The sequence below is a fragment of the Quatrionicoccus australiensis genome (assembly GCF_020510425.1).
Taxonomy (GTDB): domain Bacteria; phylum Pseudomonadota; class Gammaproteobacteria; order Burkholderiales; family Rhodocyclaceae; genus Azonexus; species Azonexus australiensis_A.
This window is the reverse complement of sequence record NZ_JAHBAH010000001.1, coordinates 3,821,548-3,841,902: the sequence shown is the minus strand read 5'-3', so window position 1 is coordinate 3,841,902 and position 20,355 is coordinate 3,821,548. Positions and strand designations below refer to the sequence as shown.

At 60.4% G+C, this 20,355-nt stretch carries 14 protein-coding genes, 2 tRNA genes and 3 rRNA genes; 6 read left to right on the top strand and 13 right to left on the bottom strand.

All coding sequences use genetic code 11. The annotated features are described in order from the left end of the window. Positions 1–6: 6 nt before the first annotated feature. Together iscR and cysE are read right to left on the bottom strand one after the other, a co-directional pair. On the bottom strand, positions 7–501 hold the full coding sequence (iscR, locus tag KIG99_RS18280; protein ID WP_226461461.1) for a Fe-S cluster assembly transcriptional regulator IscR: 495 nt from the start codon (positions 499–501) through the stop codon (positions 7–9). 58 nt (positions 502–559) lie between these two features. Next, complete coding sequence (gene cysE / locus KIG99_RS18275) at positions 560–1,315, bottom strand: serine O-acetyltransferase (protein WP_226461460.1); 756 nt, start codon at positions 1,313–1,315, stop codon at positions 560–562. A 136-nt stretch (positions 1,316–1,451) separates the two neighbouring features. Between cysE and KIG99_RS18270 the strand changes: the two genes are divergently transcribed. The 3 genes from KIG99_RS18270 to KIG99_RS18260 are packed head-to-tail and all read left to right on the top strand — an operon-like array spanning position 1,452 to position 3,864. After that, the gene (locus KIG99_RS18270) at positions 1,452–3,218 is read left to right on the top strand and encodes a serine hydrolase domain-containing protein (RefSeq protein WP_226461459.1); all 1,767 of its coding nucleotides are present in this window, start codon (positions 1,452–1,454) and stop codon (positions 3,216–3,218) included. A 3-nt stretch (positions 3,219–3,221) separates the two neighbouring features. Next, positions 3,222–3,485 carry a phosphopantetheine-binding protein gene (locus KIG99_RS18265; RefSeq protein WP_226461458.1) on the top strand — a complete coding sequence of 88 codons (264 nt, stop codon included), beginning with the start codon at positions 3,222–3,224 and terminating at the stop codon, positions 3,483–3,485. Positions 3,486–3,510: 25 nt separating this feature from the next. Further along, positions 3,511–3,864 carry a YkgJ family cysteine cluster protein gene (locus KIG99_RS18260; RefSeq protein WP_226461457.1) on the top strand — a complete coding sequence of 118 codons (354 nt, stop codon included), beginning with the start codon at positions 3,511–3,513 and terminating at the stop codon, positions 3,862–3,864. Position 3,865: 1 nt separating this feature from the next. On the opposite strand, the gene KIG99_RS18255 is transcribed toward KIG99_RS18260, so the two are convergent. Genes KIG99_RS18255 through lexA form a run of 4 tightly spaced genes read right to left on the bottom strand, consistent with a single transcriptional unit; the run spans position 3,866 to position 9,698 of the window. Continuing rightward, a complete protein-coding gene (locus tag KIG99_RS18255) occupies positions 3,866–7,033 on the bottom strand; it encodes an error-prone DNA polymerase (RefSeq protein ID WP_226461456.1) in 3,168 nt (1,055 codons plus the stop codon). After that, on the bottom strand, positions 7,017–8,456 hold the full coding sequence (locus KIG99_RS18250) for a Y-family DNA polymerase (RefSeq protein WP_226461455.1): 1,440 nt from the start codon (positions 8,454–8,456) through the stop codon (positions 7,017–7,019). Before KIG99_RS18250 ends, KIG99_RS18255 begins: the two co-directional genes overlap by 17 nt. Beyond that, entirely contained in the window at positions 8,389–9,096 is a 708-nt protein-coding gene (gene imuA / locus KIG99_RS18245) for a translesion DNA synthesis-associated protein ImuA (RefSeq protein WP_226461454.1), read from the bottom strand. Before imuA ends, KIG99_RS18250 begins: the two co-directional genes overlap by 68 nt. After that, positions 9,093–9,698: a transcriptional repressor LexA gene (lexA, locus tag KIG99_RS18240; protein ID WP_226461453.1), complete on the bottom strand. Its 606-nt coding sequence runs from the start codon at positions 9,696–9,698 to the stop codon at positions 9,093–9,095. Before lexA ends, imuA begins: the two co-directional genes overlap by 4 nt. 102 nt (positions 9,699–9,800) lie before the next feature. Between lexA and KIG99_RS18235 the strand changes: the two genes are divergently transcribed. Beyond that, the gene (locus tag KIG99_RS18235) at positions 9,801–10,118 is read left to right on the top strand and encodes a hypothetical protein (RefSeq protein ID WP_226461452.1); all 318 of its coding nucleotides are present in this window, start codon (positions 9,801–9,803) and stop codon (positions 10,116–10,118) included. A gap of 6 nt (positions 10,119–10,124) precedes the next feature. Here KIG99_RS18235 and dgt read toward each other — a convergent pair whose 3' ends face one another. Both dgt and KIG99_RS18225 read right to left on the bottom strand, forming a co-directional pair. Then, entirely contained in the window at positions 10,125–11,474 is a 1,350-nt protein-coding gene (gene dgt, locus KIG99_RS18230; protein WP_226461451.1) for a dGTP triphosphohydrolase, read from the bottom strand. Between the two features lie 36 nt (positions 11,475–11,510). Next, positions 11,511–11,921 carry an acyl-CoA thioesterase gene (locus KIG99_RS18225; protein ID WP_226461450.1) on the bottom strand — a complete coding sequence of 137 codons (411 nt, stop codon included), beginning with the start codon at positions 11,919–11,921 and terminating at the stop codon, positions 11,511–11,513. A 93-nt stretch (positions 11,922–12,014) separates the two neighbouring features. On the opposite strand from KIG99_RS18225, the gene KIG99_RS18220 reads away from it, so the two are divergent. Further along, complete coding sequence (locus KIG99_RS18220) at positions 12,015–13,661, top strand: electron transfer flavoprotein-ubiquinone oxidoreductase (RefSeq protein WP_226461449.1); 1,647 nt, start codon at positions 12,015–12,017, stop codon at positions 13,659–13,661. Positions 13,662–13,704: 43 nt separating this feature from the next. Next, positions 13,705–14,502, top strand: coding sequence for an enoyl-ACP reductase FabI (fabI, locus tag KIG99_RS18215; protein WP_226443455.1), 798 nt, complete (start codon positions 13,705–13,707; stop codon positions 14,500–14,502). 268 nt (positions 14,503–14,770) lie between these two features. Here fabI and rrf read toward each other — a convergent pair. The 5 genes from rrf to KIG99_RS18190 all read right to left on the bottom strand — a co-directional run bounded on the left by rrf (position 14,771) and on the right by KIG99_RS18190 (position 19,925). Next, positions 14,771–14,884: ribosomal RNA gene (rrf, locus tag KIG99_RS18210) — 5S ribosomal RNA — on the bottom strand. 105 nt (positions 14,885–14,989) lie between these two features. Beyond that, positions 14,990–17,870 (bottom strand): 23S ribosomal RNA (locus KIG99_RS18205). Between the two features lie 206 nt (positions 17,871–18,076). Further along, positions 18,077–18,152: transfer RNA gene (locus KIG99_RS18200), tRNA-Ala, on the bottom strand. A gap of 96 nt (positions 18,153–18,248) precedes the next feature. Beyond that, a tRNA-Ile gene (locus KIG99_RS18195) sits at positions 18,249–18,325 on the bottom strand. A gap of 62 nt (positions 18,326–18,387) precedes the next feature. Next, positions 18,388–19,925 (bottom strand): 16S ribosomal RNA (locus KIG99_RS18190). The 16S, 23S and 5S rRNA genes sit together here with 2 tRNA genes alongside, the layout of an rRNA operon. Between the last annotated feature and the right edge of the window lie 430 nt (positions 19,926–20,355).

Sequence of the window (20,355 nt, the reverse complement as noted above, 5' to 3'; positions counted from 1 at the left end):
GAACGCTCAGGCCGCTACAGCTGCCTTGTCGCGACTGGCGCGTACACGCGGCGCCGGGCGCTTGTCGGCCAGCACAACCGGCTTGCCGGCCAGTTTTTGGCGCTGGCGCTCGACCAGATCGGCGAGCGACACCGAGGCCAGGTATTCGTACATCTTGCTGTTGAGCGTGGACCACAGGTCATGCGTCATGCAGCGATGCTCGTCGTGGCAGTTCTCGTGGCCGCCACACTGCGTTGCGTCGAGTTGCTCATCGACAGCGCGGATGATGTCGGCGACCGCCACCTGATCAAGCGGCCGCGCAATGCAGTAGCCGCCGCCGGGGCCGCGCACGCTGTCCACCAGCTTGTGGCGACGCAGCTTGCCGAACAATTGCTCGAGATAGGACAGGGAAATCTTCTGGCGCTCGCTGACGCTGGCCAGCGCGACAGGACCGTCCTCGCCGCGCAGGGCAAGATCGATCATGGCCGTGACGGCAAAACGTCCTTTGGTGGTCAAACGCATTTCCGGTCTCCCGTTAATAACCTAGTGTTGCGGTCAACTATACATAAACCAGACAAAATCAGTCAACTATTTTGCCCAGGTATTTGGGATCGAAAGCGTCAGCCGCCTGCACTTCCGCATCGCACTTGACACCCTGGGCATCAAGCTCCTTGATCAGGGAGGCAAAGCGACGGTCGGTCTCGGCTGCATGGTCAAGCAAACCGTGAATGGCCTTGGCCAGCGGATCATCCTGATCGCGCCCGACCGCGTAAGCGGAGAAACCCATCTTCTCGGCCTGCGCTTCGCGCTGCTTGCTCTGTTCGGAACGATCAAGAATGCGCGCCGGATTGCCGACCGCCGTGGCACCGGCCGGCACCTCCTTGGTGACCACGGCATTCGAACCGACCCGCGCCCCGGCTGAAATGGTGATCGGCCCGAGCACCTTGGCGCCGGCACCAATGACCACGCCGTCCTCCAGCGTCGGATGGCGCTTGCCCTTGTTCCATGAGGTACCGCCCAGGGTAACGCCGTGGTAGAGCGTGACGTCGTTGCCGATCAGCGCGGTTTCACCGATCACGACACCCATGCCGTGGTCGATGAAGAAGCGGCGGCCGATGGTGGCACCGGGGTGAATTTCAATGCCGGTGAAAAAACGTGAAAGGTGCGCAGTGAACCGGGCCAGCCAGCGCAAACGGTGGCCCCACAACCAGTGTGCGAGGCGATGCAGGAACAGGGCGTGGATGCCGGGATAGCAGGTCAGCACCTCCCAGAACGAGCGGGCTGCCGGATCGCGGTCAAAAACCGCACGGATATCCTCACGCAAATGGCGAAACATGAAGCCAGATCTCCCTTTTCAGACAAGGGAGAATTTTAAAATACTCGACTGAATTTGTCAGCTATTTTGCCCGGGAATGCCGTAGGTATCTGATTTATAATCCCGCCCTGTTTTTACATTTCACTACAAGCTCCCCATGCGCAGCCCTCTGCTCCCCCTGGCCCTCAGCTTCACGCTCCTGCTTGGCGCCTGCGCCACGCCGGCGCCGGTGGTCAAGCAGCAGATACGCGGCGACTACCGCTTTACGGAAAAATACCTTTCCTGGCTGGTCGACCGTGAAATGTCGGACAACGACATTACCGGCCTGAGCATTGCGCTGGTCGACGACCAGCAGGTGATCTGGCAAAAGGGCTTCGGCCACGCCGATCTGGAAAACGGTGTTCCGGCCACACCGGAAACCATTTACCGTGCCGGCTCGATCGCCAAGATATTCACCGCCGCCGCCACCATGCAGCTGGCCGAACAGGGCAAGCTCGACATCGACCAGCCGCTGACCGCCGCCCTGCCCGAGTTCGCGATCAGGACACGCTTTCCGAAAGCCGCTCCGGTGACGCCGCGCAATGTCATGTCGCACCATTCCGGCCTGCCTTCGAACTTCCTGCGCGGCATGTATGTGCGCGATCCGGGGCGTTTCGAAAGCGTCGTCGACGGCCTGCACGACGAATACCTGACCTTCCCGCCCAATTACGTTTTTTCCTATTCCAACGTCGGCATGGCCCTGCTCGGTGCCACCGTGCAAAAAGTCAGCGGCGAGCCGTTCAACGACTACATGGAGCGCCACTTCTTCCAGCCGATGGGCATGACGCAGAGCAGCTTCGCCTCGCGCGCCGTCACCAAGGCTTACGACAAGAACAAGGAAATCGAGGTTTTTTCACTGCGCGACATGCCGGCCGCCAACCTGCTCAGCAACGTGGTCGACCTCAGCCAGTTCATGAAAATGCAGTTTGCCGACGGCAGGTCGGGCCAGAACCGGATTCTCTCCGCCGCCACGGCGCGTGAAATGGTGCGGGTGCAGAATGCCGACTTTCCGCTCACCTTCAACGCCTATGTCGGCCTGGGCTGGATGATGCACGGCATCGAGATCCCCGGCGGCGGCCAGGTCGCCAGTCACGGCGGTTCGCTGCCCGACTCGCACAGCATGATGGCCATTCTGCCCGAGCACAAACTGGGCGTCGTCGTCCTCTCCAATTCCGCCACCTCACACACCTCGGTAACCAAGATTGCCAGCGAAGCCCTGCGCCTGATGCTGGAAGCCAAGACCGGCATCCGCCAGGCAGCGGAGCCGGTGGTGCGCGCCAAGGAACGCGAACCGACCCGTGCCGAACTGCAGCAATTCGATGGCAATTTCGACACCTTGGTCGGGCTGGCCAAGGTCTCGACCAAGTCGGGCAAGATCGACGTCGAGGCGGTCGGCCAGCACTTCCGCCTGGTGCCGCACGAAGACGGCCTGCTCAGCGTCAAGTACAAGGTGCTCGGCCTGGTACCGGTGCATGTCGGCGCCTTCGACGACATCCGTCTCTCGATTGTCAGCGTCGACGGACGGCAGATCATCGTCGGGCGGATCGGCGGCGAATCGCTGATGTTCGGCGAAAAGCTCAAGCCGTCGAGCATTCCGGAGAAATTCCTCGAACGTATCGGGCAATACGAAATCATCGGCAAGATCGACGGCCCCTCGCCCGAGCACATCGCCCTCAGCGAAGACAACGGCATCCTGGTCGGTGAGGTACGCTTCGCCGAGAAGCCGGAGCTGCTTCTGCGCATCGGCTTCCAGGCAGTGTCCGACAACGAAGCCGTGACCGCCGGTCTGGGCAGCGGTCGCGGTGATACGCTACGCCTGTTTGAAGAAGACAATGAACAACGGCTGGGCTTTTCCGGCTACCAGCTCCGCAAGAAACTGAACTGAACCATGCAAACACTGCACCGCGAACTCAAGCAATTCATCATCGAGACGATGAATCTCGAAGACATCACGCCGGACGAAATCGGCGACGACACCCTGCTTTTTGCCGATGACGGCCTCGGCCTCGACTCGATCGACGCCCTCGAACTGGTGCTGGCACTGAAGAAAAAATACGGCATCGTGCTCGAAGCCAACGACGAAAAAAGTCGCGAACACCTGCGCTCGGTCGCCACGCTGGCGACGCTGGTCGAAAGCAACCGCCCGGCGTGAGCGGCACTTCACGGGGACAGCATCGATGACCCCGAACAGCCGGAAAATCCGCTTCCTGCGCCGGCACATTCCCGAATTTGCCTGCATTCCCGGCTGCCACGATTGCTGCGGCCCGATCACCGCGTCCAGCGAAGAAATGGCGCGCCTGCCGGAAATCGACGAAAACCAGCGGTCGACCGCCCTGGCGGCCTGGAATTGCCCGCAACTGGGCGCGCAGGGCTGCCAGGCCTACAGCGAACGACCGCTGATCTGCCGCCTGTTCGGCACCACCACCAGACTGCCCTGCCCGCACGGCCGCCGGCCGGAAAGCATGATCGAAGCGGACATCGAGCACCAAATCGAAGCCTGGTTCGCCAGTACGCCGCACCGCCTGCTCTGAGCTAATGAAAGTCGCGGCTGTGCGTTTCCAGGCGCCCCAGCCAGGGCGACAGATCGACCAGGCGCTTGGCGAGCAGATGAATGACCTCGCCTTCCTTCTGCAAAACCCCATAGACGCCGAGCAGCGTCGCGCCGAGCAGTTCGCGCCGCTGCTTTTCGACCAGTTGCGGCTGGACGACGACATTGGTCAGCCCGGTTTCATCCTCCAGCGTGACGAAGACGATGCCGGTCGCCGTGCCCGGCCGCTGCCGTCCGACAACGATGCCGGCGACGCGGATTGCGGCGCGATGACCAGACAATTTCAGGTCGCTGGCTGTGACGAAACGCCGCTCGGCCAGCGCCTGGCGCAACAGCGTCAAGGGATGCTGGCGCAGGCTCAAACCCAGGCTGCGGTAATCGGCGACCAGGTTTTCACCCGTGCCCGGCGCCGGCAAATCCGGCACCGCTTCGGCCAGCACCTGACCAGAAAAAAGGTCACCCTGCACGACTGCCGGCGCTTTTTCCACGCTGGCCGCCCAGGCCGCCTGGCGACGATGTCCGGCCAGCGAGGCGAGCGCATCGGCGGCGGCGAGCAGGTCGAGATCGCGGCGCTGCAGCCCGGCGCGGGCCGCCAGGTCGGCGACATCGGAAAACGGCTTTTCCTGGCGGTCGACCGCTGAAAAAGCGGCATTTTCCCGCGCCGCGGCAATCCGCTCGCCGACCGCCGGCGACAAACCGCCAATCTCGCGCAAACCGAGGCGTACCGCGCCGTTCTCGTCGATGCGGCTGTCCCGGTCGCTGGCCATGACATCCGGCGGCAAGACCTTGACGCCATGCCGGCGCGCATCCTGGATCAGCATCGATGGCGAGTAGAAACCCATCGGCTGGCTGTTGAGCAGGCCGCACAAAAACGCGGCCGGATGGTGGCGCTTCAGCCAGGCCGAGGCATAGACGAGCAGCGCGAAACTGGCCGCGTGCGACTCAGGAAAGCCGTATTCGCCGAAGCCGCGGATCTGCGCGATGATGCGCTCGGCGAAAGCTTCCGGCAGGCCGTTGGCAGCCATGCCGGCGCGCAGTTTCTGTTCGAAGGGCTCAAGCCCGCCCTTGCGCTTCCAGGCCGCCATTGCCCGGCGCAACTGGTCGGCCTCGCCGGGCGTGAAATTGGCGGCGACGACGGCCAGTTGCATGACCTGCTCCTGGAAGATCGGCACGCCGAAGGTCCGTGCCAGCACGGCATCGACGGCCGGCGAAATTTTTTCGATATCTTCCTTGCCCTGCCGCCGTTTCAGGTAGGGATGCACCATGTCGCCCTGGATCGGCCCGGGCCGGACCAGCGCCACCTCGACGACGAGATCGTAGAAACCGCGCGGCTTGAGACGCGGCAACATGGCCATCTGGGCCCGCGACTCGACCTGGAAGACGCCCATGCTGTCGGCCTTGCACAGCATGGCGTAGGTCGCCGCATCCTCGGCCGGAATATCCTGCATTTTGAGCGGTCGACCGCTCTGAAGCGAAACCGTCTGCAACATCCGGCGGATCGCCGAGAGCATGCCGAGGGCCAGGATATCGACCTTCATCAGGCCCATCGCGTCGAGATCGTCCTTGTCCCACTGGATGACGCTGCGCTCGGCCATCGCGGCATTCTCGACCGGCACCAGCCGGGCGAGCGGCCCGCGCGAAATCACGAAGCCGCCGACATGCTGCGTCAGATGGCGCGGAAAGCCGCGCAGCGCTTCGGCGATGGCCAGCCACTTTTCGACGCGCGGCGAGTCCGGGGCCAGGCCCAGCTCGGCGAAGCGCTCGGGCAATTGCTCGCGCTTGTCCCACCAGGCTAGCGAGGCAGTCAGCGCATTGATGCGGGCAACGTCGAAACCGAGCGCCCTGCCCGCATCGCGCAGCGCGCCCTTGGTCCGGTAGGTGATCACGGCGGCGGCCAGCGCCGCGCGCTCGCGCCCGTATTTCGTATAGATGTACTGGATGACCTCCTCGCGCCGCTCGTGCTCGAAATCGACGTCGATATCCGGCGGCTCGCCGCGCTCCTTCGAAACAAAGCGCTCGAAGAGCAAGGCCGAGCGCGCCGGATCGACCTCGGTCACGCCGAGCGCGTAGCACACCGCGGAATTGGCCGCCGAGCCGCGCCCCTGGCAGAGAATCTCCTGACTACGCGCGAAGCAGACGATGTCGTACACGGTCAAAAAATAGGCCTCGTAGGCCATCTCGGCGATCAGGGTCAGTTCATGCTCGACGCGCTGTCGGACGCTGGCCGGCACGCCGGCAGGATAACGGACTTGCAGGCCGCGCTCGGTTTCGGCGCGCAGCCACGACGCCGGCGTTTCACCGGCCGGGACGATTTCCTCGGGATATTCGTAGCGCAACTCGTCGAGCGAAAAGTCGCAGCGCGCCGCGATATTCAGCGTCTCGGCCAGCATCTGCGGCGGGTACAGGCGGCTCAAACGTAGGCGCGAACGCAGATGGCGCTCGCCGTTCGGAAACAGCGCATGTCCGGCCGCAAAGACCGAGGTTTTCAGGCGCAGCGCGGTCAGCACGTCCTGCAACGGCCGCCGGGCGCGCACATGCATATGCACGTCGCCGGCCGCCACCAGCGGCAAGCCGCAGGCGGCACCGAGCGCGACCAGCAGGTCGAGCCGCGCTTCGTCGTCGGGCCCGGCGTGCAGTTCGACGCCAATCCAGACCCGACCGGGAAAACGCGCCGCCAGCCAGCGCCCATCCTCGACGGTGGGCGCCTCACCCGGCACCCAGAGCACCAGACAGTCGGGCAGCGCACCGTTCGGCGAAATGGCTTCCAGATCGTTACGCCGCAGGCGATAACTACCCTTGTCTGCGCGCCGCCGGGCAAGCGTGATGAGCGCCGACAAATTGCCGTAGCCGTGCCGGTTGCAGGCCAAAAAGACCAGTTTCAGGCCGTCGACCGTTACGGGCGACGCCGCGTCCGGCGCGATGCGCATTTCGCTGCCGACGATGAATTTCAGTCCGGCCGCCTGTGCCGCCTTGTGCGCCCGCACGACGCCGGCCAGCGAGCATTCGTCGGTCAGCGCCAGCGCCGCGTAGCCCTGGGCCTGCGCCCGTTCGACCAGTTCCTCCGGGTGCGAGGCGCCGCGCAGGAAGCTGAAATTGGACAGGCAATGCAGCTCGGCGTAGCCGGCCGGCCCGGCTTCAGGCGAAGAGGCCATGCAGGAACCAGCCGTCGCGATCGCGGAAGATCCAGGCCCACTGACCCTGCGGGTTGCGGGCGACGAAATAGTCGCGGCGCAGGTCGCCTGCCGCGCCGGCCTCGCCTTCGTCCCACCAGCCGCTTTCCAGTCGCTCGGCACGCGATTGCAGACTGAGTGGCCCTTGCCAGAACGGCCGGCCGCGCTCCTCGCTCAGCGCCTGCGGCGCCGGCAACAGCCAGAGCGGCCGCGGCGGCGCCAGCCCAACGGTCGACGCCGCAGAAACCGGCAAATCCAGATCCGGCTCGCGCCAGCCCGTCGCGCATTCCGGCCGGTGATCGGCCTGCCCGGCGAGCCCCCGTACAGCACCGGCACCAAGCCGGGCCTGCAGGCGTTCCAGGCACAGGGCCAGGCCTTCGCCGGCCACCGCCTGTTCGAACAAGCCGGCGCTGGCACCGGGTCGGGCCGTGACTTCCTCGGCCTGCAGACAGAGCGCCTCGACCGGCGCGCGCAGTTGCAGACGGCCGAGATGCTCGCGCAACAGACGGGCAAAGCGCGCCTCGTCGGCGGCCGGCTCGGCAAAGCGCAGCGGCAGTTCGCTCGTCGAACGATCGTCGTGCGTCAGATGCAGGACACAGGAACGCACCAGCAACTGGCGCACCTGCAGCCAGCCGGTCAAGGCCGAAAACAGGCGCTGACCGGCAAAAGCCAGGGCTTCGGCATGTTCGACGCGGGCCGGCAACTCGATGGCCAGGCGAAAGCTTTCCGGAAAGACGAAGGCCAACTGCGGATGCGGAATTTCGCCCCAGGCCCGCGCCAGGTCATCGAGCGGCGCGTTGCCGATGCGCCGACGCAGACCGGCCGCCGGCTGCCGGCGCAAGTCACCGAGGCGGCGCAAGCCGAAAGCATCGAGCCGCTCGACAACATCCGCCGGCCAGTCTGGCAAGGTACAGGGCAAGTCGGCCAAAGCCGCCTGCATGGCATTCACCTCGGGATGAACCGCCGCCCGCCCGGCCCGCGCCAGCCACAGCGCGCCAAGCGGTGTCGGCGCCGCCGCCCAGGTCAGCGAGTAGGACTGCTCGCGGCAACCCGCTTCGACGGCGGCAACAATGGCTTCAGCGCCGCCGAACAAACGCAGGCAACCGCCGATTTCGAGCAGCAGCGCGTCCGGGGCAGCGAGACTGACGGTCGGCGTGAAACGCCCGGCCCAGCAGGCCAGGCTGGCAAGCGCCGCCGCTTCGCGCCCTGCGTCGCGTTCGAACACGGCCAGAGCGGGCGCCAGACCGAGCGCTGTCGACAGTTTCTGGCCACGCCCGACACCGGCCTCGGCCGCCGCCCGATCGACGCAGCACACCCGCCCGCGACTGACCAGCGCGCTAGGCGACTGCCGCAAGGGCAGCGCTTCGAGCGGCAACAACGGAAAGTGAAGGGCCAACCAGAGCACGCGACGATCTCCCGGGACGGGGAATGGACAGATGAAGCGGCCGTGCCGCCGGTCGGCCGCGCCGCTTGAGAATATGTACGGTCAGGCCGCTCGCCTCACCCGCCAGCACCAGGCGCAGGGGCGCCGGCGACGGCAGGCTGGCCACAGCAGTCGGCCGCCACAGGCAGGCCAGGGTCGGCCGACCTTCGACCGCGACCTGCAAGCGGCGCAGGGCCCTCGCATCGACACCCACTGCAGGCCAGGCCAGCACGCCGGCAAAACCGCCGCTCGCCAGCAATTGCTCACAGCACCAGGCCGCATCGCGCCCGGCGCGGATCACCAGCAAACGCTCCGGCACCACGCCGGCGGCGGCCCAGGCCGGTGCATGCGGCTGCCAGGGCGGATCGATCAGGGCCAGCCAGCCGCCGGCCTGCGACAAGCTGGCCAGCGCCGGCAGCAGCAGGCTCATTTCACCCTGGCCGCAGCGATCGACGAGGATTTCGCTGAGATTTCCGCGCGGCCAGCCGCCGCCCGGCAATTCGGCATCAAGTTCGGCATGACCGCTGGCAATGGCGTTTTCCGGCAGGCCGGGCAGCGCGTCGCCGCGCCAGATGTCACCTCTGGCCAGCACTTCCGCCAGGGGCAACGGCACGGCGCTCATGAGAAGCTGCTGACCGCCCCGCGAATCAGGCCGACGGCAATGCCTTCGATGGCAAAATCGATTTCGGCGGGATTGACGATGATGGGTTGAAAATCGGGATTCTCGGCAATCAGCTCGATGAAACCGCTGCGTCGTTGCAGGCGCTTGACGGTGACTTCCTCGTCGAGGCGGGCAACGACAATCTGGCCGTCGCGTGCCTGGTTGGTCTTGTGCACGGCGAGCAAATCGCCGTCGAAGATGCCGGCATCGATCATCGACAGGCCGCGCACCTTGAGCAGGTAGTCGGCACGCGGGCTGAACAACTGGGCATCGAGCGCATAGCGCCCCTGCACGTTTTCAACGGCGAGAATCGGCGAACCGGCGGCAACGCTACCGATCAGCGGCAGGCCGAGCTGTTCGATCAGGCGAATGCCGCGCGCCGAGCCGGCTTCGAGCACGATGGCACCCTTCTTGGCGAGCGCCTTGAGGTGGTCTTCGGCGGCATTGGGCGAGGCGAAACCAAAAGCATGCGCGATTTCCATGCGTGTCGGCGGCGCACCGAGCACTTCCAGGGTGTTACGGATGAAATCGAGAATTTCCTGCTGACGCGGCGTGAGTTTCATGGCCTGCTCCACTAAAAACCAATGACTGTATTTTTATACAGCATTTGTTTTTTGGCAAGCGGAGAACTGCTAAGATCGCGCCCGTTCCCAGGAAAAACCCACATGAAACTGCAAGACATCCCGCCCGGCGGCCGTTTCGAATACGACGGCAAGATTTTCACCAAGACCGGCCCGCTCACTGCCAGCAGCGATGAAGGCAAGGGCCAGACGATGATTCCGCGCTACGCCAACCTGCGCCCGCTCGACCTGCCGACCCAGGAAGATCGCCAGCCGGGCATGCAACGCCGGCTGGAAGCGGCCGCCGTCAAGAAGGCTATCGACGAGTTCTACCGCAGTGCCGCCGAACTACTCGACGAATCAGCCCTGCCCGCGCTGACCGAAGCCCGCCAGCGCTGCCTGGACAAGCTCAAGCTGCGCTGACCCGAATCAAGTCGGCAGGTCGAAGCCTTTGAGCTTGCGATACATGTCGACCGCGTAGGAGTCAGTCATCCCGGCCACGAAATCGGCGACGCGCAGCAGGCGGAGATAGGGATCGGCATCCGGCTCGCCGCCGTGCCCGAGAAACTGCACCGGCAGCAATTTGAGCAGCATGCGCTCGCGCGTCGTGAAGCGCGTTCCCGGCGCACCGGCCCGCGCCTCGACGGCATTGGTGAACAGACCAAGCAGCGCCCCGAGCACCTCGAAACCGGCAGTTTCGATTTCCAGCGCCGGGCGCGCCGTGTAGATGGTTTCCTTGGCCAGCTTGAGAATGGCCTGCAGCGGATGCGCAATCGGCGACTGCTCGAGCAGTTCGTCGTCAAACGAACCATCGAGGATGGCCTCCTCGTTTTCCAGAAAGACCGCCGCCGCACTTTCGAGCAGCCGACCGATCGCCTTGGCGCGCAGGTATTCCAGGCGCTCCTTCGGGTCATGCAGGCGATCCAGGCGACTGCCGTTGATCGTATTGCCGGCCAGGTCGGCAAGCAGGCATTCGGCGTCGCGATACGGCACGAAGCCAAGTTTGGCCGCATCTTCAAGATCGACGATCAGGTAGCAAGTGTCGTCAGCCACCTCGACCAGGAAAGCCAGCGGATGACGCCGCCAGGCGGTATCCGGAATTCGCTCGATCAGACCGGTCGACCGTGCGACATGGCGGAAGGCTTCGGCATCCTGCTGGAAGAAGCCGAATTTCTTGCCGCTGCGGCCATCCAGCTCGGTATCCAGATGCGACGGGCGCGGATACTTGGTAAAGGTCGCGAGCACCGCGCTGGTCAATTGCAGGCCGGGATTGGCTGGACTTTGCAGCCGGGTGACGATGCGAAAACCCTGGGCATTGCCCTCGTAGCGCTCAAAGTCGGCGCGCTGGGCGGGCGTGAACGGATGCCGGTCAAGCAAACCCGAATTGCGGAACCACTCGCGGATGGCATCCTCGCCGGCATGGCCGAACGGCGGATTGCCGATGTCGTGCGCCAGGCAGGCGGCAGCCACAATCGCGCCGAAATCGCCGGACTCGACATCGCGCAAACCATGCCGGGCGATGATCTCGCGGCCAACCACGGCCCCGAGCGAACGCCCGACACAGCTGACTTCCAGGCTGTGGGTCAGGCGGGTGCGTACGTAATCGCTCTTCGAGAGCGGAAAGACCTGCGTCTTGTCCTTCATGCGCCGGAAGGCGGAAGTGAACACGATGCGGTCGTAATCCTGCTGGAAGGCCGTCCGCTCGGGCGTCCCCGGCCCCTTGCCGGCGCCAAGGCGCTCGGCCGACAACAGCTTTTCCCAGATTTTGCGCTTGCCCATGGCTATTGAGTATCGTCGATGCAATGGGCTGCGAGTTTACTCCGCTTCGAGCGCTGCCCGAACATGATCCGGCAAGGGCACCGACTTTCCCGTCTGCGTATCCATCCACACCACCTTGGCCGCACCTTCGGCGTAGATGCGCTCGTCGCCTTCGATGCGCATCTCGACATAAGTCTGCACGCTGGAACGCCCCGGCACGCCAACATAGGTCCGCACCTCGACATTGCCCGGATAGGTCAGCGGAATAAGGAAGGTGCAACTGGCGTTGATGATGACCGGCCCGGCACCACCCGGCCGAACGACGACCTGCATGTCCTCGATCCATTCGACACGCGCCTGCTCCATATAGCGGAAATAGACCGTGTTATTGACGTGCCCGTAGGCGTCCATGTCACCCCAGCGAATGGGCATTTTCGTGACGTGAATCAGCTTCTTTTTATGTTCCATGACTTTGCGCTTTAGAAGGGATTGATCTATATCTTTCCATACTGTACCGTATTGCGAAGCAGTTCACAACAAACCAAAAATCGAGGAGACATCATGGAACGCGAAGCCATGGAATTCGACGTCGTCATCGTTGGCGGCGGCCCGGCCGGTCTGGCGGCGGCAATCCGGCTGAAACAGCAGGCGGCAGAGAAAGGCAGCGAAATCAATGTCTGCCTGATTGAAAAAGGTGCCGAAATCGGCGCCCATATTCTTTCCGGCGCGGTCATGGATCCGCGTGCCCTCGATGAACTGTTGCCCAACTGGCAAGCCGATGGCGCTCCGCTCAATGCACCGGTCTGCGAAGACCGCTTTCTGATCCTCAGCGAAAACGGTGCCATGAAGGTGCCCAACAGCCTGCTGCCGAAATGCTTTCACAACGAAGGCAATTACGTCATCTCGCTCGGCAATGTCTGCCGCTGGCTCGGCGAACAGGCCGAAGCGCTCGGCGTCGAGATCTATCCCGGTTTTGCCGGCGCCGAAGTGCTCTTCGACGAAAACGGTGCCGTCAAGGGCGTCGCCACCGGCGACATGGGGCGTCTGCGCGATGGCAGCGAAGGTCCGAACTTTCAGCCAGGCATGGAACTGCACGGCAAATACACCTTCTTCGCCGAAGGCTGCCGCGGCCATCTCGGCAAGCAACTGCAGGAACACTTCAATCTGAACGACGGCACCGATCCGCAAACCTACGGCATCGGCCTCAAGGAACTCTGGGAAATCACACCCGAACAACACCAGGCCGGCCTCGTCATCCACAGCGGCGGCTGGCCAATGCAGCCCGACACCTACGGCGGCGGCTTCCTCTATCACCTGGAAAACAACCAGGTCGCCGTCGGCTTCGTGGTTGGTCTCGGCTACAGCAATCCGCACCTGTCGCCCTTCGAGGAATTCCAGCGTTTCAAGACGCATCCGGAAATCCGCAAATTCCTGACTGGTGGCAAACGCATTTCCTATGGTGCGCGAGCGTTGACCGCTGGCGGCCTGCAATCCCTGCCCAAACTCGTATTCCCGGGCGGCGTTCTGGTCGGCGACGATGCCGGCTTCCTCAATGCGGCCCGCATCAAGGGCTCGCACTGCGCCATCAAGTCCGGCGCCCTGGCCGCCGAAGCCTGCTTCGCTGCACTGAGCGCCGATCGCCAGCACGACGAATTGGACAGTTACCCAGAAGCCTTCAAGCAAAGCTGGCTGCACCAGGAACTGCACCAGGCACGCAACTTCAAACCCTGGATGAACAAGGGGCTGAAACTTGGCTCCATCATGTTCGGCATCGACCAGATCGTTTTTGGCGGCAAGGCCCCGTGGACCCTGCACAACACCAAAGCCGACCACGCCAAGCTGAAACCCGCCGCAGAGTGCCCGGTCATTACCTACCCGAAGCCCGATGGCGTGATCACCTTCGACCGGCTTTCATCCGTCTTCCTCTCCAGCACCAATCACGAAGAAGACCAGCCTTGCCACCTGCATCTGAAGGACAACGGCGCGCCGATCGCCATCAATCTGGCGCAGTACGATGCGCCGGAACAGCGCTTCTGCCCGGCTGGCGTCTATGAAATCCTGCGCGACGAGAGCGGCAACAATCCTCGCCTGCAGATCAATGCGCAGAACTGCGTGCACTGCAAGACCTGCGACATCAAGGATCCGACTCAAAATATCAACTGGGTCGTGCCACAAGGCGGCGAAGGACCAACCTATCCGAACATGTGATGCTTTATAATCTCGGGGCTAAACCCCTTAGGGAGAACAACACATGGGCTTTCTCGCCGACAAGAAGATTCTGATTACCGGACTGCTGTCCAAGCATTCCATCGCCTATGGCATTGCCAAGGCCTGCCACCGTGAAGGCGCTCAACTCGCCTTCTCGTACCAGAACGAACGCTTTCTCGACCGCATCAACAAATTTGCGGCCGAATTCGACAGCACCCTCGTTTTCCCGCTCGATGTTGGCAGCGACGAACAGATCGACAATCTGTTCGTCGAACTGGGCAAACACTGGGATGGACTGGATGGCCTCGTGCACTCCATCGCCTATGCCCCGACCGAAGCGATCGAAGGCGACTTCCTGAACGGCATCACGCGTGACGCCTTCCGTATCGCCCACGAAATCTCGTCCTACAGCTATCCGGCACTGGTCAAGGCCGCGCGTCCGATGATGCAGGGCCGCAAGAGCGCCGCACTAGCCCTCTCCTACCTCGGCGCCGAGCGCACCATGCCGAACTACAACACCATGGGCCTGGCCAAGGCCAGCCTGGAAGCGGCTACCCGTTACCTGGCCTTCTGCCTCGGCCCTGAAGGCATCCGTGCCAACGCCATCTCGGCCGGCCCGATCAAGACCCTGGCCGCCTCCGGCATTGGCAACTTCGGCAAACTGCTCGCCTACAACTCGCACAATGCCCCGCTGCGTCGCAACGTGACCATCGAAGAAGTCGGCAACGCCGCCGCCTTCATGCTCTCCGACCTGGCCAGCGGCATTACCGGCGAAATCATGTATGTCGATGGCGGCATGAACACGGTAGCCCTGGGTAACGCAGAACCATTGCCTGCCTGAACCACAGTCCGCTCCAATCAAAAAGCCGCTCGGCAAACCTGAGCGGCTTTTTTACGTCTGGAGAAACAACAACCAGCAGACGCATGCCTTGCAATGGGCGAACGGGCTGAACCAGCCCTCTCCCTGAAAAACTCTTTAGCAGCACGAAAGTTTGCCGGTAAAAGCGTCGAGGTCTTTTCGCGCCCTCGTTTGATTCTCTCGATATTTTGAGTGTTGTAGACGCACAAAAGCCCCGCTAGCGAGAGCTAGAGGGGCTTTTGAAATGGGAGCCTGGCGGTGACCTACTTTCGCGAGCGAAATACTCACTATCATCGGCGCTTTGCTGTTTCACGGTCCTGTTCGGGAAGGGAAGGGGTGGGTCCAGCAGGCTATTGCCGCCAAGCGTAACTTGTGTGCCTGCCGCGGATTGCGTCAGGCCAAATTGGGATAGAAGGTTGATTGTTGTGACTGCTTTATGAGTATTGCTTGCAGTGTATTACAAGGTTATAGGATCAAGCCGTACGGGCAATTAGTATCAGTTAGCTTAACGCATTACTGCGCTTCCACACCTGACCTATCAACGTCGTGGTCTTCGACGACCCTTTAAGGAGTTCAAGACTCCGGGAAATCTCATCTTAAGGCGAGTTTCACGCTTAGATGCTTTCAGCGTTTATCTCTTCCGAACATAGCTACCCGGCGATACGACTGGCGTCATAACCGGTACACCAGAGGTTCGTCCACTCCGGTCCTCTCGTACTAGGAGCAGCCCCCTTCAAATTTCCAGCGCCCACGGCAGATAGGGACCAAACTGTCTCACGACGTTTTAAACCCAGCTCACGTACCTCTTTAAATGGCGAACAGCCATACCCTTGGGACCGGCTACAGCCCCAGGATGAGATGAGCCGACATCGAGGTGCCAAACACCGCCGTCGATATGAACTCTTGGGCGGTATCAGCCTGTTATCCCCAGAGTACCTTTTATCCGTTGAGCGATGGCCCTTCCATACAGAACCACCGGATCACTATGACCTGCTTTCGCACCTGCTCGACTTGTGGGTCTCGCAGTCAAGCACGCTTTTGCCATTGCACTTTATGGACGATGTCCGACCGTCCTAAGCGTACCTTCGTACTCCTCCGTTACCTTTTGGGAGGAGACCGCCCCAGTCAAACTGCCCACCATGCACGGTCCCCGATCCGGATTCACGGATCAAGGTTAGAACCTCAAATAAATCAGGGTGGTATTTCAAGGTTGGCTCCACCGAAACTAGCGTCCCGGTTTCACAGCCTCCCACCTATCCTACACAGACCGATTCAAAGTCCAATGCAAAGCTACAGTAAAGGTTCATGGGGTCTTTCCGTCTTGCCGCGGGGAGATTGCATCTTCACAAACATTTCAACTTCGCTGAGTCTCAGGAGGAGACAGTGTGGCCATCGTTACGCCATTCGTGCAGGTCGGAACTTACCCGACAAGGAATTTCGCTACCTTAGGACCGTTATAGTTACGGCCGCCGTTTACCGGGGCTTCGATCAAGAGCTTGCACCCCATCACTTAACCTTCCGGCACCGGGCAGGCGTCACACCCTATACGTCCACTTTCGTGTTTGCAGAGTGCTGTGTTTTTATTAAACAGTCGCAGCCACCATTTCACTGCAACCCCATCGGGCTTTCGTCGCGAGGACTTATACCCTACCGGGGCACACCTTCTCCCGAAGTTACGGTGTTAATTTGCCGAGTTCCTTCTCCTGAGTTCTCTCAAGCGCCTTAGAATTTTCATCCTGCCCACCTGTGTCGGTTTGCGGTACGGTCAATTCTAGACTGAAGCTTAGTGGCTTTTCCTGGAAGCTTGGTATCAATCACTTCAGCACCGTAGTGCCTCGTCGTCACGCCTCAGATAATTCCCCCGGATTTGCCTAAGGGACACTCCTACACGCTTAAACCACCTATTCCAACAGATGGCTGACCTAACCTTCTCCGTCCCCACATCGCATCTAGAATCGGTACAGGAATATTGACCTGTTTCCCATCGACTACGCATTTCTGCCTCGCCTTAGGGGCCGACTCACCCTACGCCGATGAACGTTGCGTAGGAAACCTTGGGCTTTCGGCGAGGGAGCTTTTCACTCCCTTTATCGCTACTCATGTCAGCATTCGCACTTCTGATATCTCCAGCAACCTTCTCAAGTCACCTTCACAGACCTACAGAACGCTCCCCTACCATATCTTTCGATATCCGCAGCTTCGGTGCACAGTTTGAGCCCCGTTACATCTTCCGCGCAGGACGACTCGACTAGTGAGCTATTACGCTTTCTTTAAAGGATGGCTGCTTCTAAGCCAACCTCCTAGCTGTCTATGCCTTCCCACTTCGTTTCCCACTTAACTGTGTCTTGGGGACCTTAGCTGGCGGTCTGGGTTGTTTCCCTCTTGACAATGGACGTTAGCACCCACTGTCTGTCTGCCACACTCGCACTCAACGGTATTCAGAGTTTGCCATGGTTTGGTAAGTCGCGATGACCCCCTAGCCATAACAGTGCTTTACCCCCGTTGGTGATATGTGACGCACTACCTAAATAGTTTTCGGGGAGAACCAGCTATTTCCGGATTTGTTTAGCCTTTCACCCCTATCCACAGCTCATCCCCTAATTTTTCAACATTAGTGGGTTCGGACCTCCAGTACCTGTTACGGCACCTTCATCCTGGCCATGGATAGATCATCCGGTTTCGGGTCTACGCCGTGCTACTAAACGCCCTTATCAGACTCGCTTTCGCTACGCCTCCCCTATTCGGTTAAGCTCGCAACACAACGTAAGTCGCTGACCCATTATACAAAAGGTACGCAGTCACCGAACAAGTCGGCTCCCACTGTTTGTATGCATGCGGTTTCAGGATCTATTTCACTCCCCTCCCGGGGTTCTTTTCGCCTTTCCCTCACGGTACTAGTTCACTATCGGTCGATCACGAGTATTTAGCCTTGGAGGATGGTCCCCCCATGTTCAGACAAGGTTTCACGTGCCCCGCCCTACTTTTCGCTAACTTAGTACCACGGATTGGTTTTCATGTACGGGGCTATCACCCACTACGGCCGGACTTTCCATTCCGTTCCATTAACCATTCCGCTATCACTAGCAGGCTGCTCCCCGTTCGCTCGCCACTACTTGGGGAATCTCGGTTGATTTATTTTCCTCCGGCTACTTAGATGTTTCAGTTCACCGGGTTCGCCTCCCTGACCTATGTATTCAGTCAGGGATACCTCATAAGAGGTGGGTTTCCCCATTCGGATATCGGGGGATCAAAGCTTCATTGCCAGCTCCCCCCCGCTTTTCGCAGGCTTGCACGTCCTTCATCGCCTGTGATCGCCAAGGCATCCACCACATGCACTTAGTCGCTTGATCCTATAACCTTGTACTCTCTTAGCGAGAGCGGCTACAGGCAAACTCATATTTGTGCTGTATCGTCCGAAGACGTTACAGATGCAATCACAACGCATCACCCATGCCTCATCAGCACGAGTGACACAACCTTCTTCCAATTTGTTAAAGAGCGTAGCAATTGATTCCTCAAAAGCTAAAGATAAACATCTCTGCTTATCTTTAGGTTCTGGTGGAGGATAACGGGATCGAACCGTTGACCCCCTGCTTGCAAAGCAGGTGCTCTCCCAGCTGAGCTAATCCCCCGTTAAGCTTCGCATTACGTCGTTGCTCAACATCTTGCATACAGGTGTATGCGGCGATGTCTCGCGCCTCGTACTGCTCGCTTACTTGATTTGACGTTGGTGGGTCTGGTTGGAATCGAACCAACGACCCCCGCCTTATCAAGACGGTGCTCTAACCGACTGAGCTACAGACCCTCGTCTGTTTGCTACTCATTGAACAACCGATAGGTTGTGGGTGCCAGTGATGCTTTCTCTAGAAAGGAGGTGATCCAGCCGCAGGTTCCCCTACGGCTACCTTGTTACGACTTCACCCCAGTCACGAACCCCGCCGTGGTAAGCGCCCCCCTTGCGGTTAGGCTACCTACTTCTGGCGGAACCCGCTCCCATGGTGTGACGGGCGGTGTGTACAAGACCCGGGAACGTATTCACCGTGACATGCTGATCCACGATTACTAGCGATTCCGACTTCACGCAGGCGAGTTGCAGCCTACGATCCGGACTACGATCGGCTTTCTGGGATTAGCTCCACCTCGCGGCTTGGCAACCCTTTGTACCGACCATTGTATGACGTGTGAAGCCCTACCCATAAGGGCCATGAGGACTTGACGTCATCCCCACCTTCCTCCGGTTTGTCACCGGCAGTCTCGTTAAAGTGCCCAACTAAATGATGGCAATTAACGACAAGGGTTGCGCTCGTTGCGGGACTTAACCCAACATCTCACGACACGAGCTGACGACAGCCATGCAGCACCTGTGTTCCAGTTCCCTTTCGGGCACTCCCAAATCTCTTCAGGATCCTGAACATGTCAAGGGTAGGTAAGGTTTTTCGCGTTGCATCGAATTAATCCACATCATCCACCGCTTGTGCGGGTCCCCGTCAATTCCTTTGAGTTTTAACCTTGCGGCCGTACTCCCCAGGCGGTCAACTTCACGCGTTAGCTCCGGTACTAAATGGTTTTACCCACCCAACACCTAGTTGACATCGTTTAGGGCGTGGACTACCAGGGTATCTAATCCTGTTTGCTCCCCACGCTTTCGTGCATGAGCGTCAGTATTGGCCCAGGGGGCTGCCTTCGCCATCGGTGTTCCTCCACATCTCTACGCATTTCACTGCTACACGTGGAATTCCACCCCCCTCTGCCATACTCTAGCCTTCCAGTCACAAGCGCAGTTCCCAGGTTGAGCCCGGGGATTTCACGCCTGTCTTAAAAAACCGCCTGCGCACGCTTTACGCCCAGTAATTCCGATTAACGCTCGCACCCTACGTATTACCGCGGCTGCTGGCACGTAGTTAGCCGGTGCTTCTTATTCCGGTACTGTCATCCACACCAGGTATTAACTGATGCGATTTCCTCCCGGCCGAAAGAGCTTTACAACCCGAAGGCCTTCTTCACTCACGCGGCATGGCTGGATCAGGGTTGCCCCCATTGTCCAAAATTCCCCACTGCTGCCTCCCGTAGGAGTCTGGACCGTGTCTCAGTTCCAGTGTGGCGGATCATCCTCTCAGACCCGCTACAGATCGTCGCCTTGGTGAGCCTTTACCTCACCAACTAGCTAATCTGATATCGGCCGCTCAAAGAGCACAAGGTCTTGCGATCCCCTGCTTTCCCCCTCAGGGTATATGCGGTATTAGCGTAACTTTCGCTACGTTATCCCCCACTCAATGGTACGTTCCGATACATTACTCACCCGTTCGCCACTCGCCACCAGGATTGCTCCCGTGCTGCCGTTCGACTTGCATGTGTAAGGCATGCCGCCAGCGTTCAATCTGAGCCAGGATCAAACTCTTCAGTTCAATCCAACATTACTACTCACAATTCACTGACGGTAGAATTTAACTTCTACCTCGATGGATCTCTCCATCCGTGTGATTGCCTTTAATACTTTTGTGTGACCTAAGTCACTAGCATCAAGGCACCCACACCTATCGGTTGTTCAAATTGTTAAAGATCATTTCCACCGCGCCGTCTCGTTAAATCCGTCAGCAGCAGAGAAGCGAGATTATGAAGAACTTCAGCTAAACCGTCAAGCAAAATTTGAAATCTTTTTTCGCTCAACCTGCCAAAACTCAAACCACCACTTCCTCCCCTCACCGCCCGTAGAACCAAGCGCTGCAAGGAGGGGCGCATTATATAGTTCTTCGAACAAAGGTCAACACCGATCGACAAAAAGATTCCATTGAGCGTTTTCGCCCTCTCAAAAAGGAAAAGCCGGCGGGGTAACCC